Source organism: Sphingomonas sp. BK036 (genome assembly GCF_004216825.1).
Classification (GTDB): domain Bacteria; phylum Pseudomonadota; class Alphaproteobacteria; order Sphingomonadales; family Sphingomonadaceae; genus Sphingomonas.
Genome location: NZ_SGXR01000003.1, coordinates 555578 through 571893 on the forward strand (window position 1 = coordinate 555578; position 16316 = coordinate 571893).

The following is a 16316-nucleotide window of genomic DNA, read 5'->3' on the forward strand; positions in this document are numbered from 1 at the left end:
CCGCCGGGGTGGACAGAAAGTTACATTGCGCGCCGCACCGTGAGGATCTTCACCGGCGCAGCGATCATCTGCCCCTTCATCACCCCCACGCCCGCCGTCGCCGACGTCGGCGCACCGAGGATGCGTTTCACCACGTCCATCCCCGCGACGACATGCCCGAACGCCGCATACCCCGCCGTGTCGCCGCTCCCCGCAGGCGCCGCGTCGAGCGACAGCACCGGGCCGATGGTGATGAAGAAGTCCGCCGTCGCCGTCCCCGGCGCCAGCCGCGCGAGCGAGATCGTCCCGTCGACATGCGACAGCCCCGTCTTGCTGGTCGGCTCGTGCGCCACCGGCTTCAGGATGCGCTTCGGATCGTTCTGCGGCCCGCCCTGGATCAGCCCGGTCCCCTGCCCCAGGTTCATCGCCCGGTAGAAGGTCACGCCATCGAGCCGCTTCTGATCGACGTAACGCAGGAAATTCGCGGTCGTCAGCGGCGCGCGCGTCTTCTCCAGCGCCAGCGTGATCGGCCCCTCGCTCGTCGTCATCACGATCGAGACGGTCTCCGCCGGCACCGCATCGGCAGCGGGCGAGATGCTCGGTACTACAGGAGCGGAAGTTTGCGCGGAGGCGGAAACGGCGAAGAGAAGCGCGAACGACGCGCCGATCAGTGTGGAGGTCATTCCCAAGGCTACCGCGCCGCGCCCGCGCTGTCAGCCCAGAACGGCAGCCCAGAACGGCAGCCCAGAACCGCAACCGGGGACGACGCGAAATTGCGCACCCCAAACTATTGCTTGGGTTTGCACACCCGCGCGCAATGCGTATCCGTCGGACGATGACCGATCTCGCCATTCTCTACGAGCACCCGCTCTGGTTCGAACCGCTGTTCGCCGCGCTCGATCGCCGCGGCGTCGACTTTTCGCGCGCCACGCCCGACGGCTTCTGGAACCCAGCAGACCAGACCGCCCCAGGCCGCGTCGTGTTCAACCGGATCGCGATGTCGAGCTTCCTGCGCAACGACGAGCACCCGATCTTCGATACGATGGCGATGCTCGATCACTGGCGCCGCACCGGTGCGGACGTGATTAACGGCGCGGACGTGCTCGCGATCGACGCCTCCAAGGCGCGGCAATTGTCGCTGATCGCGTCGCTCGGCCTCGCGATCCCCGAGACGCGCGTCGTCCACCGCGCCGCCGACGTCGTCGCCGCCGCGCAGACGCTCCGCTTCCCGCTGGTCGTGAAGGCCAATATCGGCGGATCGGGCGCGGGCATCATCCGCTTCGACAGTCTCGAAGACCTGCGCACCGCGGTCGCCGATAGCGGCCTGCCAAGCAGCGTCGACGGCGTGTTGCTGGTGCAGGAATATGTCCCCGTCCGGGGTGGCGCGATCACCCGGATCGAGACGCTCGACCGCAAGTTCCTCTATGCGATCGAGGTCGCCGGCGGCGGCGCGTTCGATCTCTGCCCGGCGGATGCGTGCGTTATCCCCGGCTCGGGGATCAAAATGGCCGCGGTCGAGCCGTCGCAGACGTTGAAGGATGCCGCCGAGGCGATCGCCCGCGCGGTCGATCTCGATGTCGGCGGGGTCGAGGTCATGATCGACGACCGCGATGGCGTCGCGCGCTTCTACGACATCAACGCGCTGTCGAACTTCGTCGCCAAGCCGTTGGAAACGCTCGGCTGGGATCCGCACGACCGGCTCGTCGATTACCTGATCGAACAGATTGGGAAGGCTCGCTGATGCGTTATGGATATTGGACTCCGGTGTTTGGCGGCTGGCTTCGCAACGTCCCCGACGAGGGGATGGAGGCGAGCTGGGCCTATACCAAGGCGCTGACGCAGAATGCGGAGCGCTGGGGCTATGACCTGACGCTGATCGCCGAGCTGAACCTGAACGACATCAAGGGCGTCGACCAACCCGCACTCGATGCATGGTCGACCGCGGCGGCGCTGGCGGCGGTGACCGACAGCATCGAGCTGATGGTCGCGGTTCGCCCGAACTTCCACCACCCCGCGCTGTTCGCCAAGGCGGCGGCCAATATCGACCGGATCTCGGGCGGACGGCTCGCGCTCAACGTCGTGTCGTCCTGGTGGGCGGACGAGGCCAAGCAATATGGCCTCCAGTTCGACCAGCATGACGATCGCTACGCGCGCACCGCCGAATGGCTCACCGTCGTCGACGGACTGTGGACGCAGGAGCGGTTCGACTTCGCCGGACAGTTCTACACCACCGAGCAGGCGATCTGTTCGCCCAAGCCCGTCAAGCGCCCCACCGTCTATGCCGGCGGCGAGAGCGAGAAGGCCAAGGCGATGATCGCCGCGCAGTGCGACGCCTATGTCATGCATGGCGACCCGGCCGACGCGATCGCGCCGAAGATCGCCGACATGGCGGCGCGGCGTGCGGCCGCCAATGAAAAGAGGGGGGGCGGCGCGCCGATGCAATACGGCATGGCCGCCTATGCGATCGTCCGCGACAGCGAGGCGGAGGCGAAGCGCGAGCTCGAGCGTATCACCAGCGTCACCGAACTGCCCGCAGGCTATGCCAATTTCGACCAGTGGCTGTCGGGCACGCAGCTCGAACGTGAACTGAAGATCCAGGAATATTCCGTCTCCAACCGCGGGCTGCGCCCCAATCTGGTCGGCACGCCCGAACAGCTGAAGGAGCGTATCGCGGAGTATGAGGCCGCCGGGCTCGACCTGCTGCTGCTCCAGATGAGCCCGCAGGCCGAGGAAATGGAGCGGTTCGCGGTGCAGGTCATGGGGTCCGCATGATCCGCCTCACCGATGTCGTCAAAACCTACCCGGCCAGCGATGCGGCGGCGCTCGACGGCGTGTCGCTGGAGATCCCGCCACGCGGCGTGTTCGGCGTGATCGGTCAATCGGGCGCGGGCAAGTCGACGCTGATCCGGCTGATCAACGCGCTCGAACGGCCGACGTCGGGCCGCGTCGAGGTCGATGGCATCGACGTCGCAGGCCTGTCGGCGGCGGACCTCCGCGCGCTCCGGCGGCGGATCGGCATGATCTTTCAGAATTTCGGGCTGCTCTCCTCGCGGACGGTCGCGGCGAACGTCGCCTTCCCGCTGGTGCTCGCCGGCGTCGCCAAAGCGGCGCGCGAGGCGAAGGTTGCCGCCTTGCTCGACCGGGTCGGCCTGTCCGATCACGCCGCCAAATATCCCGCCCAATTGTCCGGCGGCCAGAAGCAGCGCGTCGGCATCGCCCGTGCGCTCGCCACCGATCCCGACATCCTGCTGTGCGACGAGGCGACGAGCGCGCTCGACCCCGAAACCACGCGCTCGGTGCTCACGCTGCTGCGCGACCTCAACCGCGATCTCGGGCTGACGATCGTCCTGATCACGCACGAAATGGACGTCGTCCGCTACGTCTGCGACCGCGTCGCGGTGCTCGAACGCGGCCAGGTCGTCGAGACCGGCACCGTCACCGACATCTTCGCCAACGCCGCGCATCCGGCGACCAAGCGCATGCTCGCGGCCCTCGCAGCATGACCTTCTTCGCGAACATCGACTGGTCCGACATCGGCCAGGCGTGCCTCGACACGCTCATCATGCTGGGCGGATCGCTGATCCTCACCATCGCGCTCGGGCTGCCGCTCGGCGTGCTGCTGTTCCTCACCGGCCAGGGCCGGCTGGCGCAGAACCGCGTCGCCAACGCCGTGCTCGGCATCCTCGTCAACATCCTGCGCTCGGTGCCGTTCATCATCCTGCTGATCGTGATGATCCCGCTGACCGTCATGCTCGTCGGCACCTCGCTCGGCGTCGCGGGCGCGATCCCGCCGCTCGTCGTGGGGGCTGCGCCCTTCTACGCGCGTCTCGTCGAGGGATCGCTGAAGGAAGTCGACCGCACCACGATCGAGGCGGTCCAGGCGATGGGCGCCACCACGCGCCAGATCGTGACCGGCGCGCTGATCCCCGAGGCGCTGCCCGGGCTGATCGCGGGCGCGACCGTCACCGCGGTCGCGCTCGTCTCGTTCACCGCGATGGCGGGCGTGGTCGGGGCCGGCGGGCTCGGTGACCTCGCGATCCGGTTCGGCTATCAGCGGTTCCAGACCGATGTGATGGTCGTCACCGTCGTGCTGCTGGTCGTTCTCGTCCAGATCATCCAATATGCCGGCGACGCGCTCGTCCGCCACTTTACCCGCCGCTAGGAATATTCATGAACCGCCGCACTCTGCTCGCCACGCTCTCGCTGCTCGCGCTCGCCGCGTGCGGTGGCGCAAAGACCAATGACGGAAAGACGCTGACCGTCGCCGCGACCGCGGTGCCGCATGCCGAGATCCTCGAATCGATCAAGCCCGCGCTCGCCAAGGAGGGCGTCGATCTCCAGATCCGCGTCTTCAACGATTATGTGCAGCCCAACCTCCAGGTCGAGCAGAAGCAGATCGACGTCAGCTATTTCGAGACCAAGCCCTATCTCGACGAGTTCAACGCCTCGCGCGGCACGCATCTGGTGACCTATGCCGGCGTCCATGTCGAACCGCTCGGCGCCTATTCGCGCAAGTGGAAGACGATCGCTGAGGTGCCGAACGGCGCCACCGTCGCGATCCCGAACGAGCCGAGCAATGGCGGCCGCGCGCTGCTGCTGCTGCAAAAGGCCGGGCTGATCACGCTGAAGAACCCGACCAATCCGCTGTCGAGCCTCAACGACATCGCGACCAACCCGAAGAACCTGCAGTTCAAGGAGCTGGAGGGCGCCACCCTGCCCCGCACGCTCGGCGAGGTCGATCTGGCGCTCATCAACACCAATTACGCGCTCGATGCGAAGCTCAACCCGGTGCGCGACGCGCTCGCGATCGAGGACAAGAACAGCCCCTATGTCAATTTCGTCGTCGGCCTGCCGGGCGGCGACAAGGATCCGCGCGTCGTCAAGCTGATCGCGGCGCTGCGCAGTCCGGCGACCAAGGCGTTCATCGCGCAGCATTATCAGGGTGCGGTGCTGCCGGCGTTCTGATACCGGCGCGGGCTTCGTTCGTGTAACTCCGAGGCTCCATGACGGTCGTCGCTGCGTATCTCTATCGTCACGGCAAGCGGGTCCGCGCGGTCTCGATCGACGAGAAGGTCGATTGCCCCGCGGATCGCTCCGAGTTCGTCTGGATCGGTATCTGCGACCCGACCGACGACGAGATGCGGACGCTGCAGCAGCAGTATAACCTCCACCCGCTCGCGGTGGAGGACGCGGTCAAGGCGGATCAGCTGCCCAAGGTCGACGTGTATGGCAACCAGCTGTTCGTCGTCGCACGCACCGCGCAGCTAGAGGGCGACAGGATCGCGTATGGCGAGACCGCGATCTTCGTCGGCCACAGCCATATCATCAGCGTCCGCCACGGCTCCGCGCGCTCGCACAAGGCGCTGCGCGAACAGCTAGAGGCCGCACCGACGCTGCTGATCAACGGCGTCGACTATGTCCTCCACGCGATCCTCGACTATGTCGTCGACGGCTATCTGCCGATCATGGAGAGCATCGAGGACGAGGTGCTCGCCATGGAACAACGCACCATCGACGCCTTCCTAGGCCGCGACGAAATTGTCCGGATCTTTGGATTAAGACGCGAGATGATCCGCTTCCAGCGTATCCTCGGGCCAATGGGCGAGGTCGCGGGGAAGATCGTCCGGCTCGACCTGCCGTGTATCGATACCGAGGCGAAACCCTATTTCAGCGACGTGCTCGATCACGTCCGCCGCGTGCAGACGATGGTCGAGGGGCTCCGCGAAGTGCTGACGTCGGTGTTCGAATTCAGCAATCTGCTCGAACAGCAGCGCACCGGTGCGATCACCCGCCAGCTCGCCGCCTGGGCCGCGATCCTCGCCGTCCCGACCGCGATCGCGGGGATCTACGGCATGAATTTCGAGCACATGCCCGAGTTGAAGACGCAATATGGCTATTTCGTCGTGCTGGGCGTGATCGGAGTCGTGTGCTCCGCGCTGTATCTGAAGTTCAAACAGGCGAAGTGGCTGTAGGGAGGTCGCGTACAAAAGCATGTTTCCCCGCGAAGGCGGGGACCCAGACTGGACTCCCGCCTTCGCGGGAGAACAAGGATGCGGCTGGGATACTTACCTAGGCGGTGCGTCCCGGCCGTACTTCTCAGACCTTCACCAGCATCTTGCCCGTGTTGCCGCCAGAGAACAGCCCGAGAAACGCGTCGGGCATCGTCTCGAGACCCTCATGGACCGTCTCCTGCCGCTTGAGCGTCCCGGCGGTCAGCATACCGCCCATGTCCTTGTAGAACTCTTCGGCGCGGCTCATGAAATCGCTGACGATGAAGCCGCGGATCTGGATGCGGTTGCCGATCAGCCGCGCGAGATATTTGAGCTGCGTCGCCGCACCGCTGTTGTAGACGTCGATCATCCCGCAAATCGCGAACCGCGCATGCAGGTTCGCATGCGCCAGCGCCGCATCGAGATGCTCGCCGCCGACATTGTCGAAATAGACGTCGATGCCCTTCGGCGCCGCCCGGCCAAGCGCCTTCACCACCGGCACGTCGCCCTTATAGTCGATCACGGCATCCGCCCCGAGCGACTTGACCCACGCGCATTTCTCCGCGCCGCCGGCCGATCCGATCACCGTCATGCCCTTGGCCTTGGCGACCTGCACGACGGTCGAGCCGACCGCACCTGCCGCCGCCGACACGAACACCGTGTCGCCCCCCTTCGCGTCGGCGACCGCGAGCAGCCCGAAATAGCCGGTCATCCCCGGCATGCCGAGCTGGCCGAGAAACGCCTGCGGCGGCACGTCGAGCGCGGGCAGCTTCTGGACCTGCGCGGCGGGCACGACCGCCTCGTCGCGCCAGCCGGCCATGTGGAGCACCATGTCGCCAACCTTGATGCCGTCGTCGTTGCTCTCGACGACTTCGCCGACCGCGCCGCCCTGCATCGCCTCGCCCAGCGCGAACGGCGGGACATAGCTCTTCACGTCGTTCATCCGCCCGCGCATATACGGATCGACCGACAGCCAGCGGTTGGCGATACGGACCTCGCCGGCGCCGAGCGTCGGCTGGTCGAGATCGATCATGGCGAAGTCGGTATGCTTGGGCATGCCTTGCGGACGAGTCTTCAGGCTCCATGCACGGGCCATAGCTTTGCTCCTGTCTTGAATATTCGTATTATGGGTATGGCGAAACGCACGCGTCGCGCAACCCGCAAAAAAGCCCGGACGTTTCCGCCCGGGCTCCTTGCCGACCGGTGTCAGACGACACCGGCCGATGCGTTCACGCGATTAGTACGTGCCCGATCCCGACTTGCCGAGCGTGTCCGAAGTCGTGCTGGTGGTCGATCCCGCACCCGTTGTGGTCGTACTGCCGGCCTGCGTGGTCGAAGCGTAACCAGTTGTACTGGCGTCCTTCTTGTCGCCACCGGTGCGGTCGCCATAGTCGAACATCGCCGAGTTGCGCTCTTCCTCTTTCCATGCCGCCTTGGCTTCGTCCGCCGACTTCGACAGGTTCACCTTGCCATCGACGGTCTTGATCCAGCGCGACGGAATCGAGTGATGCACGCCGCCCGCATCGCGGTCATTCTTGGTCAGCAGGATGCGGTCGCCCTTCACCTTGTCGACGGTGCCGACATGGCTGCCGTCGGAACCAACGACTTCCATGTGCTCGGTGACCTGCGACAGCGAACTCCGCTGGCCCTGACGCTCGGTGCGCCACGACGAGAATTCATTCTCGAACTTGGTGCGGTTCTCGTTGCGATACTCGTCATAGTCGCGGTCGAGCGCGGCAATCTGCGTGCTGCGCCAATTGTGGTAATGATCGTCGTGCGTGCTCGACGAACGGTTGCCGGACGATCGATCGCCCGGATTGCCGTAGGACCGCTCGTCATAGCGTGCATCGGCTTCGCGGCGGCGCTCCGCTTCGTCGTCGCCGAACCACGAACGCACTTCGTCGCCCGCACGCGCGATAAAGCCGCGATCGTCATAGTCGTAACCCTGCGGCTGGCGGCCATAGCCGCGATCGTCGCCGCGCGGCCCGCTGCGACGATTATCGTCGTCCGCGTGGCGGTTGCGGCCGACGTCTTGGAGGCGATGACCATCCGATGCATAGCTGCCATGATATTCGGTATCGCGCGGGCCTTGGCCACGCTGCCCATAGGCCTGCTGTCCGTAGCGCGACTGGCCCGACTGCGGTTGGCTATAGCGGTCACCACCGGTCGGCTGCTGGCGATCATTGTGGCCGCCATAATAGTCGCGACCGCCCTCGTCGCGCTGCTCGCTGCCATAGCGGCCACGATTGCCTTGGTCGTCACGCCCGCGGTTGCCGTCGCGATCATATTCACCGGCTGCGGCGTAGTCGCGCGCACTGGATCGACCGTAATCGCCACCATCGGACCGGAAATCGCGGCCGTAATCCTGCGAGTTGGGCCGACCATAATAGTCGCCCGACTGGCGATCTCGGGTATTGCGTTCGTAGACCATAGGAACCTCCTAATTGCTGTCCTGCGGCTGCCGGTGTCGTCGGACGCGACGCCGTGCACTCCACCGTCTACAAACGCCGATCCCTTTGATTGTTCCTGTGTTTGTGGCAACTTGACGGCGACACGAAGCTGCGTTGCGACGACGTGCTACAGGTCAGGCGGACCCGGTCTTACAACCCGGTTGCATCCCCCAAATCGACCCGTTAAGGCGCGATCATGGCCTATGGCCAACCGCGCGGGGCCGTAGCTCAGATGGGAGAGCGCTGCAATCGCACTGCAGAGGTCAGGGGTTCGATTCCCCTCGGCTCCACCACGCGACGGTGACCGACACAGTTTGGTCTGAGATGAGCCGCCAGTGACGCAGCATCGTTGGTGCCGCCAGCCTATTACCGTCTCAGAGTCTCCAGCACTAATAATCTATCGGCGCGGTCAGCCGGTATGCTATACACGCCAGACCCGCATTGCCGTCACTCCGTGATGCTTGGCCGATCCCCGGGCTTGAGCGCAAGCGCCTGACGAAGCGCCGCCACCTCGGCATTTAGCGATGCGAGCCGGTCCGGCGTCATTCCCGATCGCTCGACGATCAGCGGGCCGAGGCACCCCGTCTCGGCCCAGCACGCCCTTCCCGCATCGGTCAGGCGGACCCGGACCTCGCGTTCGTCGGCCGGGTTGCGGATCCGTGTGACAAGTCCTGCGGCCTCGAGGCGTTTTGCAAGCGGCGTGATGGTGCTCGGCTCGAGCGCGAGCCGCTCGGCGATCGCGCCGATCGAACGACCATCTTCCGCTTCGTTGAGCGTCTGCAGGACCAAGAACTGCGGGTAGGTGATGCCAAGCCGGTCGAGAACGGGCTTGTACGCGCGGTTGATCGCGATCGTCGCAGCGTAGAGTGAAAAGCAAAGCTGGTCGTCGAGTGGAAGTGGGACGGACACGAGACGGGCTCCTTCTAGACCAGCTGCCTACCACGCAAATGATTATCGCGCAAAATGATACTGGACAGCGCGGTCGGCCGCGCCTAAATGATTATCGCGATAAGCAATTGGAGACCCGGAATGTCGATCGACGTAAAATACACCACCGAAGCCACCGCAACCGGAGGCCGTGACGGTCACGCGCGGTCGCAGGACGGCCGGTTCGACGTTGCCCTGTCGACGCCAAAGGAACTGGGCGGCGCAGGCGGTGATGGCAGCAATCCCGAGCAGTTGTTCGCGGCGGGCTATTCCGCGTGCTTCATCGGTGCGCTGAAGGTCGCCGGCCAGCAGTTGAAGATGAAGCTGCCTGCAGACGTCGCGGTCACGGCCAAGGTCGGCATCGGCCCGCGCTCGGAGGGCGGCTTTGGCATCACGACGGATCTGACGGTATCGCTGCCGGGCCTCGAGCGTGACGAGGCGCAGAAGCTTGTCGATGCGGCTCACCAGATCTGCCCCTATTCGAACGCCACGCGGGGCAATGTCGATGTGGGTCTGACGCTCGCCTGAGGCCTTTAACACGATGTCGGTGCAGGACATGGCGCTTCAGCGCTGTGTGCTGCACCGCTTTACGATCTGTAATCCGTTCTGATGAGGCATCGTCTTGCAGACTGCGTACGCTTCCCGGTGTGCGACAGTCCCCGCCAGCGGCGCTGCGGGCGGCCCTGAAAAGCAACCTAGGATACGGCTTGCGCGGTTTCTGTCTTCATCTTGATCGAGAGCAATGAAGTAGTCCGATCGGGCCGGACATTACAGCGATGCATCCGCGTTCACGATCGCCAACACAGGCTTCGTGGAGAGAATGACATGGCCATTAAATTCGCCGGAACGATGAACGCAATCAATCGCGGACTGGATGCGACCAAGCCGACCAAGGGAGCCGACATGGTCGAGGATTGGGAAGCAGCGCTGGCCGATAGCGACGTTTCGGGCGCGAAGGGTATCCTGCGCGACCTCGGATCGCTGCGCAAGCAGCTCGAAAAGGACACGCCCGACGCGGACCGCGTCCATGCGCTTCTGCACCGACTGGGCACCGCGACGACGAAGATCGCCGAGAAGGCCGATTCGTCGCAGGAGAAGTTGAAGGCGCTTGGACAGGCGCTGACCGAAGCCGGCGAAGATACGCCGGACGAAGAGGAAGACACCGAAGCTGCTGCAAGCCCGAAGCGCGCGCGCAAGAAGGCCTGATTCCTGGGGCCGGCCGGACGGCCGGCCCTACCATTTTCCAGAACGGATCGTCTGGCATCGTGGCGGACGCATCCTTAGGCTGACCCGGTCGTCCCGATCAGTCCCAAGGATTTTGCCATGCGTTTGACCTTAGCCATTGTGGCAACACTGCTGGCCAGTTCGGCGCTCGCGCAAACAACGTTGGTCGAGACGCACGTCGCACTCGACAGCGGCAAGCTACGCGGGCGCGCTACCGACGGCATCATCGCATTCAAGGGTATCCCGTTCGCCGCGCCGCCCGTCGGGCCGCTTCGCTGGCGTGCGCCCCAGCCCGTCGCACGCTGGACGGGCGAACGCGACGCGAGCCGCTACGCCAATGATTGCATGCAAAAGCCTTTCCCGAGCGATGCCGCGCCGCTTGGCACGCCGCCGGCCGAGGATTGCCTCTACGCCAATGTGTGGAAGCCCGTCGGTGCCTCGTCCAAATTGCCGGTGATGGTGTGGATCTACGGTGGAGGCTTCGTCAATGGCGGGTCATCGCCGCCGACATATTCGGGCAGCGCGCTCGCCAAGTCGGGCATCCTGGTCGTCAGCTTCAACTACCGCCTCGGCCGGTTCGGCACGTTCGCGCATCCGCGATTGACCCGCGAGGATCCGGATCGGGGGTTGCTCGCCAACTACGGCTATATGGATCAGCTCGCGGCGCTGAAATGGGTACAGCATAATATCGCCGCGTTCGGTGGTGACCCTGCGAATGTGACCATCATCGGCGAGAGCGCGGGCGGCATGTCGGTCCACACGCTGCTGACGTCACCAATGGCCCGCGGGACGTTCAATAAGGCGGTGGTGATGTCAGGCGGCCCCGGGACCGGGCCTGCCAGCACGATCGAGTCTGCCGAGGCGGTCGGCGTTGCGTTCGCGCAGTCGAAGGGGATCGCGCCCGACGATCCGCAGGCGCTCGCAAAGCTTCGGCGGCTTTCGGCGGATCAAGTGACCGACGGGCTGAACCTGGCGGCGATGTTCACCCCCGGCTCGGGACCGCAAACCTACAGCAAGCCCGTCGTCGACGGCCGCATCGCGGTCGATCCGGTCGCGGCGTATGAAGCGGGAAACTTTGCTAGGGTTCCGGTAATGATCGGCGCGACCAGCGACGATATCGGCGGTCCGCAAGGCTATATGATCGAGGGCGCGCGCGACACCGCGGCGTTGCTCGCCGCGAAAGGCGTGCCGATTTATTATTACCGGTTCTCCTATGTCGCGACATCGGCACGGACCGACAAGACCGCTGGTGCATCGCATGCATCCGACATTCCGTTCTTCTTCGATACCGCCGCGATCAAATATGGCACGAATACCAGTGCGGCCGACCGGGCGGCGGGCCGGACCGCGAGCAGCTACCTAGTCAATTTCGTGAAGCGCGGCGATCCGAACGGGGCGGGCCTACCACATTGGCCAGCAACGAGCGCACGCGCGCCGAAAATGCTCGAGCTCGACTCGAGCGGTGGCGCGGCACTGGTCGAGGACAAGCGTTAGAACCCGCGCCGTCCCTGCTGCGCCGCGGGCGCTGTCCTATGCGAGGGCGGACCCGCCACGCGCCGCGTGGATCAGGTCGACGAGCTGCTTGTTGATCGACGCGCCGTGCAGATGAAGATGCACTGCGTCATAGCCCTCTCGCCGCAACCGCTGACGCAGCGCATTGACCGACTCGCATTCGCCCGACCGTGCCAGTTCGAATGCCCGCTCCACCGTGGTAATTTGTCCCGTCATCCCGCCGCCCTAAGCGATATCCCGGCAGGTCGCGAGCGCTCATTCGTCCGGCACGCAAGTCTTTATAATGGCTGACAAGTTTAATAAACCTAGATCAAGATTTCTGCTCTGTTACGGTGTGCGTCCCATTGTTTTGTTCTATCTTTGTTCGCGTCGCTGGCGTATTGTTGATCGATGACAACGGGTCGACCAGTTCGCGGCGCAACACGCAACGACGAGAGCCGGCGTTTCAACCTGCCGCAGACCGAGCCGGACGGCGACTGGCTCGACATGTGCGAGGGGATCGACGGGATCGCACCGAAGCTTCGCACTACGGTGACGGTCGAGACCCCGCGGACGATCATCAGCCGCAACGCCTCGCCCGACGTCCCGTTCGATCGCTCGATTAATCCGTATCGCGGCTGCGAACATGGCTGCATCTATTGTTTCGCGCGCCCGAGCCATGCGTTTCACGACCTCTCGCCGGGACTTGATTTCGAAAGCAGGCTGTTCGCCAAACCGTCCGCCGCTACGCTGTTGCGCGCGGAGCTGGGCAAGCCCGGTTATGTCGCCGCGCCAATGGCGCTGGGGACGAACACCGATCCCTATCAGCCGATCGAGAGCGACTGGCGGATCACGCGCGGCATCATCGAGGTGTTGGCAGAGACCGATCATCCGTTGACGATCACGACCAAATCCGACCGAGTCGTGCGCGACCTGGACCTGCTGGCACCGATGGCGGCGAAGCGGCTGGCGGCGGTGGCGATGTCGATCACCTCGCTCGATCCGAAGATCGCGTCGACAGTCGAACCGCGTGCGCCGCATCCCGAGCGGCGACTGGCGGCGGTGCGCAAACTCGCCGATGCGGGGGTGCCGGTCTATGTGTCGATCTCCCCCGTGATCCCGGCGATCACCGATCACGAGATCGAAACTCTCATCGCGCGCGCCGCCGAAGCGGGTGCGACCCGCGCGTTCTTCATCCCCGTGCGCCTGCCGCACGAAGTGGCCCCCTTGTTCCGCGCATGGCTCGACGAGCATTTCCCCGATCGCGCGGGGAAGGTAATGACGACGATCGCGTCGTTGCGCGGCGGCAAGGACAACGACCCGAACTTTTTCACGCGGATGAAGGGACAAGGGCCTTGGGCAGACCTGCTGACGACGCGATTTCGGATCGCCTGCGCCAAACATCGCCTGAACCAGGAGCGCATCGCGCTGCGGAGCGACCTGTTCCGCGCGCCGAAGGGGCCGCAGGGGGAGCTGTTCTGAGGGCGCGGGCGTGACGGGCTGACGATCGACCGAACGGTGCGGGTACCGATCAACCATCCTCCCCCGCCAGGGGAGGATGAGGATAGCCCGGCGTCGATCGCGATACGCTAGCCCGGATCGCGATCGATCAGTAGGCGCGGCCGATCAGGATGCGCTCAACCGCAGGCTCGCCGGTGAAGATGCACGCGCCGTTATCGCAGCCGGTCTGGCCCATCGGCGCGTTGCGGATCGTGAGCTTGAGCGCCTTCAGGCGGGTGACGACCGTCTCCAGCGCGGGACCGGTGGGCTTGGACCAGCGGACGTCGACCCAGCCGGGGTTCTTGATGCCGTCCGCGAAGTGCGATTCGAGCGCGGCGAAATCGTCGACGGGGACGATGTTGGCCTTGAGACGGTTCACCGATTCGACATGGAGCGTCGCCTGCACGTCGTGCAGCATACCCGACACCTCGCCGACGAAATCGGCACGCGCGACCACGTTGCTGTCGAGCTTGCCGTCCTCACGATACAGACGATCGCGGCGAATGACCGAGACATTGCCGCCAGCGACGTCGCGCCCGCCGACCTCGATGATGATCGGCGCGCCCTTCTTGACCCAGCCCCAGCGCTTTGTCGCGGCCTTGGCGGGTTTGAGGTCGAGTAGCGCGCGGACCGGCTCGCCGAGCGCGGACTGCTTCGCCAGTTCGGCCTGGAGCGCCTTGCAATAGTCGATGATTGCCGCGTCCTCGGGCACGTCGCGCAGCATCGGCACGATCAACACCTGCCACGGCGCAATCATCGGTGGCACGCGCAGGCCGTCATCGTCGCCGTGGACCATGATGACGCCGCCGATCATCCGTGTCGACACGCCCCAGCTCGTCGTGTTGCACAGCTCAAACTCGCCGCCCGCATTCTGGAAGCGGATGTTCTGTGCATGCGCGAAGTTGGTGCCGAGGAAGTGCGAGGTGCCGGCTTGCAAGGCCTTGCCGTCCTGCATCATCGCCTCGATCGAATAGGTCGCGACGGCGCCGGGGAAACGCTCATTCTCGGGCTTCTCGCCGGCGACGACGTGGAGGCCGAGGCACTCCTCGGCGAAGTCGCGATAGACCTCGAGCATCTTGAGAGTCTCGTCGCGCGCCTCTTGCGGGGTGGCGTGCGCGGTATGTCCCTCCTGCCAGAGGAACTCGCTGGTGCGCAGGAACATACGCGTGCGCATTTCCCAGCGAACGACGTTGGCCCACTGGTTGATCAGCACGGGCAGGTCGCGCCACGATTGGACCCAGCGCGCGAACGCGGCGCCGATGACCATCTCGGACGTGGGGCGCACGACCAGCGGCTCCTCGAGCTTGGCGTCGGGGTCGGGGACGAGCCGGCCATAGCCGTCGGCCTTCAGCCGGTGATGCGTGACGACCGCCATTTCCTTGGCGAACCCGTCGACATGCTCGGCCTCCTTCTCGAAATAGGAGAGCGGGATAAACAGCGGGAAATAGCAGTTCTCGTGGCCGGTCGCCTTGATCCGGTCGTCGAGCAGGCGCTGGATCCGCTCCCAGATGCCATAGCCCCAGGGGCGGATGACCATGCACCCGCGGACGCCCGATTCCTCGGCGAGGTCGGCTTCCGAAATGACGGCCTGGTACCAGGCGGAGAAATCCGCCTCGCGGGTGACGGGGAGTGCGCGCTTTATCATGTCGTCGCGGATAGCGGGTGCAGTTGGGTTCGTCACTATGCGTTGCGAGGGCGTCCCACCCCCGCCCTCCCGTCATCCTGACGAAAGTCAGGATCCAGAATACCACCCGCAGCGCTTCTGGCTGTGGATCCTCACTTTCGTCAGGCTGACGGGAGTTTCGGGTGGGATCGCGGGCGTGGTTTGCGTAGGTGTCCCGCATGCCCTCAGACCGCATCCTTCCCGCCATCGGCATGCGGTTGCTGTCGGTCGTGATCTTCGCGCTGATGAATAGCGCGATTAAACTGGCCGAACGACACGGCGCCAGCGTGTCGGAGATTCTGTTCTTCCGACAGTTCGGCGCGTGTCTGCTGGTGTCAGGCGTGATCCTCGCCGGGCCCGGCCTGCCCTCGATCGCAACCAAGCGCCTCCCCGCACATATCATCCGCGCGGTGGTCGGACTGTCGGCGATGGCGTTCACGTTCAACGGGATCGTCGCGCTGCCGCTGGCGGAGGCGACGACGATCGGCTTCACCGTGCCGATCTTCGCGACCATCCTCGGCGCGCTGGTGCTGCGCGAGCCGACCGGGTGGCACCGTTGGGCTGCGGTGGCGGCCGGGTTTGCGGGTGTCTTGCTCGTTGCGCAGCCGGGCGGCGATCACTTTCCCCTATGGGGTGCGGGGTGTGCGCTGGCAGGCGCGTTCGGGACGGCGAGCGTGTCGATCCTGTTGCGGCAGATCGGCAAGACCGAGAGCGCACTGACGACGGTGTTCTGGTTCTCGGCGCTGTCGTTGATCCCGTTGTCGGTGTTCTATGGGCGAGCGGCGCAGGCGCATGATCTGGTGGCATGGACGTGCCTGGCGAGCGTCGGGATCTTCGGTGGCCTCGCGCAGATTGCGATGACGACGTCGTTGCGGCTCGGGCCAGTGTCGGTGGTGGTGCCGATGGATTATTCCAGCCTGTTGTGGGCGACATTGCTCGGGTGGCTGGTGTTCGACACGTTGCCCGCGAAGGCGACGTGGTTCGGTGCGCCGGTGATCGTCGCGAGCGGGCTGTATATCGTCTGGCGCGAGCATGTCCGCCGGCAGCAAGAGACGGATAGCGCCATTGCGTGAGGGTTCCCCGTTCACTGAC

The 16316-nt window shown here is 65.1% G+C and carries 17 protein-coding genes and 1 tRNA gene; 12 read left to right on the plus strand and 6 right to left on the minus strand.

Translation table 11 applies throughout. The annotated features are described in order from the left end of the window. Window positions 1-20: 20 nt before the first annotated feature. Window positions 21-662 carry a peptidylprolyl isomerase gene (locus EV283_RS02675; protein WP_130322448.1) on the minus strand — a complete coding sequence of 214 codons (642 nt, stop codon included), beginning with the start codon at window positions 660-662 and terminating at the stop codon, window positions 21-23. Window positions 663-814: 152 nt separating this feature from the next. Between EV283_RS02675 and EV283_RS02680 the strand changes: the two genes are divergently transcribed. The 6 genes from EV283_RS02680 to EV283_RS02705 are packed head-to-tail and all read left to right on the plus strand — an operon-like array spanning window position 815 to window position 5951. Continuing rightward, window positions 815-1720 carry an alpha-L-glutamate ligase gene (locus tag EV283_RS02680; protein WP_130322450.1) on the plus strand — a complete coding sequence of 302 codons (906 nt, stop codon included), beginning with the start codon at window positions 815-817 and terminating at the stop codon, window positions 1718-1720. Further along, the gene (locus EV283_RS02685) at window positions 1720-2751 is read left to right on the plus strand and encodes an LLM class flavin-dependent oxidoreductase (RefSeq protein ID WP_130322452.1); all 1032 of its coding nucleotides are present in this window, start codon (window positions 1720-1722) and stop codon (window positions 2749-2751) included. Before EV283_RS02680 ends, EV283_RS02685 begins: the two co-directional genes overlap by 1 nt. After that, complete coding sequence (locus EV283_RS02690) at window positions 2748-3482, plus strand: ATP-binding cassette domain-containing protein (RefSeq protein WP_130322454.1); 735 nt, start codon at window positions 2748-2750, stop codon at window positions 3480-3482. Before EV283_RS02685 ends, EV283_RS02690 begins: the two co-directional genes overlap by 4 nt. Next, entirely contained in the window at window positions 3479-4141 is a 663-nt protein-coding gene (locus tag EV283_RS02695) for a methionine ABC transporter permease (protein ID WP_130322456.1), read from the plus strand. The genes EV283_RS02690 and EV283_RS02695 overlap by 4 nt, the downstream gene beginning before the upstream one ends. Window positions 4142-4149: 8 nt before the next feature. Further along, entirely contained in the window at window positions 4150-4944 is a 795-nt protein-coding gene (locus EV283_RS02700; RefSeq protein WP_130322458.1) for a MetQ/NlpA family ABC transporter substrate-binding protein, read from the plus strand. A gap of 38 nt (window positions 4945-4982) precedes the next feature. Further along, window positions 4983-5951, plus strand: a complete 969-nt coding sequence (locus EV283_RS02705) for a magnesium and cobalt transport protein CorA (RefSeq protein ID WP_130322460.1) — start codon at window positions 4983-4985, stop codon at window positions 5949-5951. A gap of 124 nt (window positions 5952-6075) precedes the next feature. Here the strand turns inward: EV283_RS02705 and EV283_RS02710 are convergent, their stop codons facing one another. Continuing rightward, window positions 6076-7065, minus strand: a complete 990-nt coding sequence (locus EV283_RS02710; protein WP_130322462.1) for an NADP-dependent oxidoreductase — start codon at window positions 7063-7065, stop codon at window positions 6076-6078. 141 nt (window positions 7066-7206) lie between these two features. Next, a complete protein-coding gene (locus EV283_RS02715) occupies window positions 7207-8400 on the minus strand; it encodes a DUF2171 domain-containing protein (protein ID WP_130322464.1) in 1194 nt (397 codons plus the stop codon). A gap of 236 nt (window positions 8401-8636) precedes the next feature. Between EV283_RS02715 and EV283_RS02720 the strand changes: the two genes are divergently transcribed. Then, a tRNA-Ala gene (locus EV283_RS02720) sits at window positions 8637-8712 on the plus strand. Between the two features lie 154 nt (window positions 8713-8866). Here EV283_RS02720 and EV283_RS02725 read toward each other — a convergent pair. Beyond that, window positions 8867-9328 (minus strand): MarR family transcriptional regulator, encoded by a 462-nt coding sequence (locus EV283_RS02725; protein ID WP_130322466.1) that lies wholly within the window; start codon window positions 9326-9328, stop codon window positions 8867-8869. 120 nt (window positions 9329-9448) lie between these two features. Between EV283_RS02725 and EV283_RS02730 the strand changes: the two genes are divergently transcribed. The 3 genes from EV283_RS02730 to EV283_RS02740 all read left to right on the plus strand — a co-directional run bounded on the left by EV283_RS02730 (window position 9449) and on the right by EV283_RS02740 (window position 12064). Beyond that, on the plus strand, window positions 9449-9874 hold the full coding sequence (locus EV283_RS02730; protein WP_056411515.1) for an organic hydroperoxide resistance protein: 426 nt from the start codon (window positions 9449-9451) through the stop codon (window positions 9872-9874). Window positions 9875-10171: 297 nt separating this feature from the next. Next, window positions 10172-10552: a hypothetical protein gene (locus EV283_RS02735; protein WP_242615754.1), complete on the plus strand. Its 381-nt coding sequence runs from the start codon at window positions 10172-10174 to the stop codon at window positions 10550-10552. A gap of 117 nt (window positions 10553-10669) precedes the next feature. Further along, entirely contained in the window at window positions 10670-12064 is a 1395-nt protein-coding gene (locus tag EV283_RS02740) for a carboxylesterase family protein (protein WP_130322468.1), read from the plus strand. A 36-nt stretch (window positions 12065-12100) separates the two neighbouring features. Here EV283_RS02740 and EV283_RS02745 read toward each other — a convergent pair whose 3' ends face one another. Then, the gene (locus tag EV283_RS02745) at window positions 12101-12298 is read right to left on the minus strand and encodes a hypothetical protein (RefSeq protein WP_082445022.1); all 198 of its coding nucleotides are present in this window, start codon (window positions 12296-12298) and stop codon (window positions 12101-12103) included. 174 nt (window positions 12299-12472) lie between these two features. Here EV283_RS02745 and EV283_RS02750 point away from each other — a divergent pair, with 174 nt between their 5' ends. Further along, the gene (locus EV283_RS02750) at window positions 12473-13543 is read left to right on the plus strand and encodes a PA0069 family radical SAM protein (RefSeq protein WP_130322470.1); all 1071 of its coding nucleotides are present in this window, start codon (window positions 12473-12475) and stop codon (window positions 13541-13543) included. 127 nt (window positions 13544-13670) lie between these two features. Here EV283_RS02750 and EV283_RS02755 read toward each other — a convergent pair whose 3' ends face one another. Then, window positions 13671-15206, minus strand: a complete 1536-nt coding sequence (locus EV283_RS02755) for an aminoacyl--tRNA ligase-related protein (RefSeq protein WP_130322472.1) — start codon at window positions 15204-15206, stop codon at window positions 13671-13673. Between the two features lie 197 nt (window positions 15207-15403). Here EV283_RS02755 and EV283_RS02760 point away from each other — a divergent pair, with 197 nt between their 5' ends. Then, window positions 15404-16297, plus strand: coding sequence for a DMT family transporter (locus EV283_RS02760; RefSeq protein WP_130322474.1), 894 nt, complete (start codon window positions 15404-15406; stop codon window positions 16295-16297). Window positions 16298-16316: the final 19 nt, after the last annotated feature.

Excerpts from the sequence above, each read along its gene's own strand:
- EV283_RS02705 (WP_130322460.1), top strand. The coding sequence starts at position 4,983 with ATGACGGTCGTCGCTGCGTATCTCTATCGTCACGGCAAGCGGGTCCGC.
- EV283_RS02715 (WP_130322464.1), bottom strand. The coding sequence starts at position 8,400 with ATGGTCTACGAACGCAATACCCGAGATCGCCAGTCGGGCGACTATTAT.
- EV283_RS02730 (WP_056411515.1), top strand. The coding sequence starts at position 9,449 with ATGTCGATCGACGTAAAATACACCACCGAAGCCACCGCAACCGGAGGC.
- EV283_RS02750 (WP_130322470.1), top strand. The coding sequence starts at position 12,473 with ATGACAACGGGTCGACCAGTTCGCGGCGCAACACGCAACGACGAGAGC.
- EV283_RS02755 (WP_130322472.1), bottom strand. The coding sequence starts at position 15,206 with ATGATAAAGCGCGCACTCCCCGTCACCCGCGAGGCGGATTTCTCCGCC.
- EV283_RS02700 (WP_130322458.1), top strand. The coding sequence starts at position 4,150 with ATGAACCGCCGCACTCTGCTCGCCACGCTCTCGCTGCTCGCGCTCGCC.
- EV283_RS02695 (WP_130322456.1), top strand. The coding sequence starts at position 3,479 with ATGACCTTCTTCGCGAACATCGACTGGTCCGACATCGGCCAGGCGTGC.
- EV283_RS02760 (WP_130322474.1), top strand. The coding sequence starts at position 15,404 with ATGCCCTCAGACCGCATCCTTCCCGCCATCGGCATGCGGTTGCTGTCG.
- EV283_RS02710 (WP_130322462.1), bottom strand. The coding sequence starts at position 7,065 with ATGGCCCGTGCATGGAGCCTGAAGACTCGTCCGCAAGGCATGCCCAAG.
- EV283_RS02745 (WP_082445022.1), bottom strand. The coding sequence starts at position 12,298 with ATGACGGGACAAATTACCACGGTGGAGCGGGCATTCGAACTGGCACGG.
- EV283_RS02690 (WP_130322454.1), top strand. The coding sequence starts at position 2,748 with ATGATCCGCCTCACCGATGTCGTCAAAACCTACCCGGCCAGCGATGCG.
- EV283_RS02735 (WP_242615754.1), top strand. The coding sequence starts at position 10,172 with ATGGCCATTAAATTCGCCGGAACGATGAACGCAATCAATCGCGGACTG.
- EV283_RS02675 (WP_130322448.1), bottom strand. The coding sequence starts at position 662 with ATGACCTCCACACTGATCGGCGCGTCGTTCGCGCTTCTCTTCGCCGTT.
- EV283_RS02740 (WP_130322468.1), top strand. The coding sequence starts at position 10,670 with ATGCGTTTGACCTTAGCCATTGTGGCAACACTGCTGGCCAGTTCGGCG.
- EV283_RS02685 (WP_130322452.1), top strand. The coding sequence starts at position 1,720 with ATGCGTTATGGATATTGGACTCCGGTGTTTGGCGGCTGGCTTCGCAAC.
- EV283_RS02680 (WP_130322450.1), top strand. The coding sequence starts at position 815 with ATGACCGATCTCGCCATTCTCTACGAGCACCCGCTCTGGTTCGAACCG.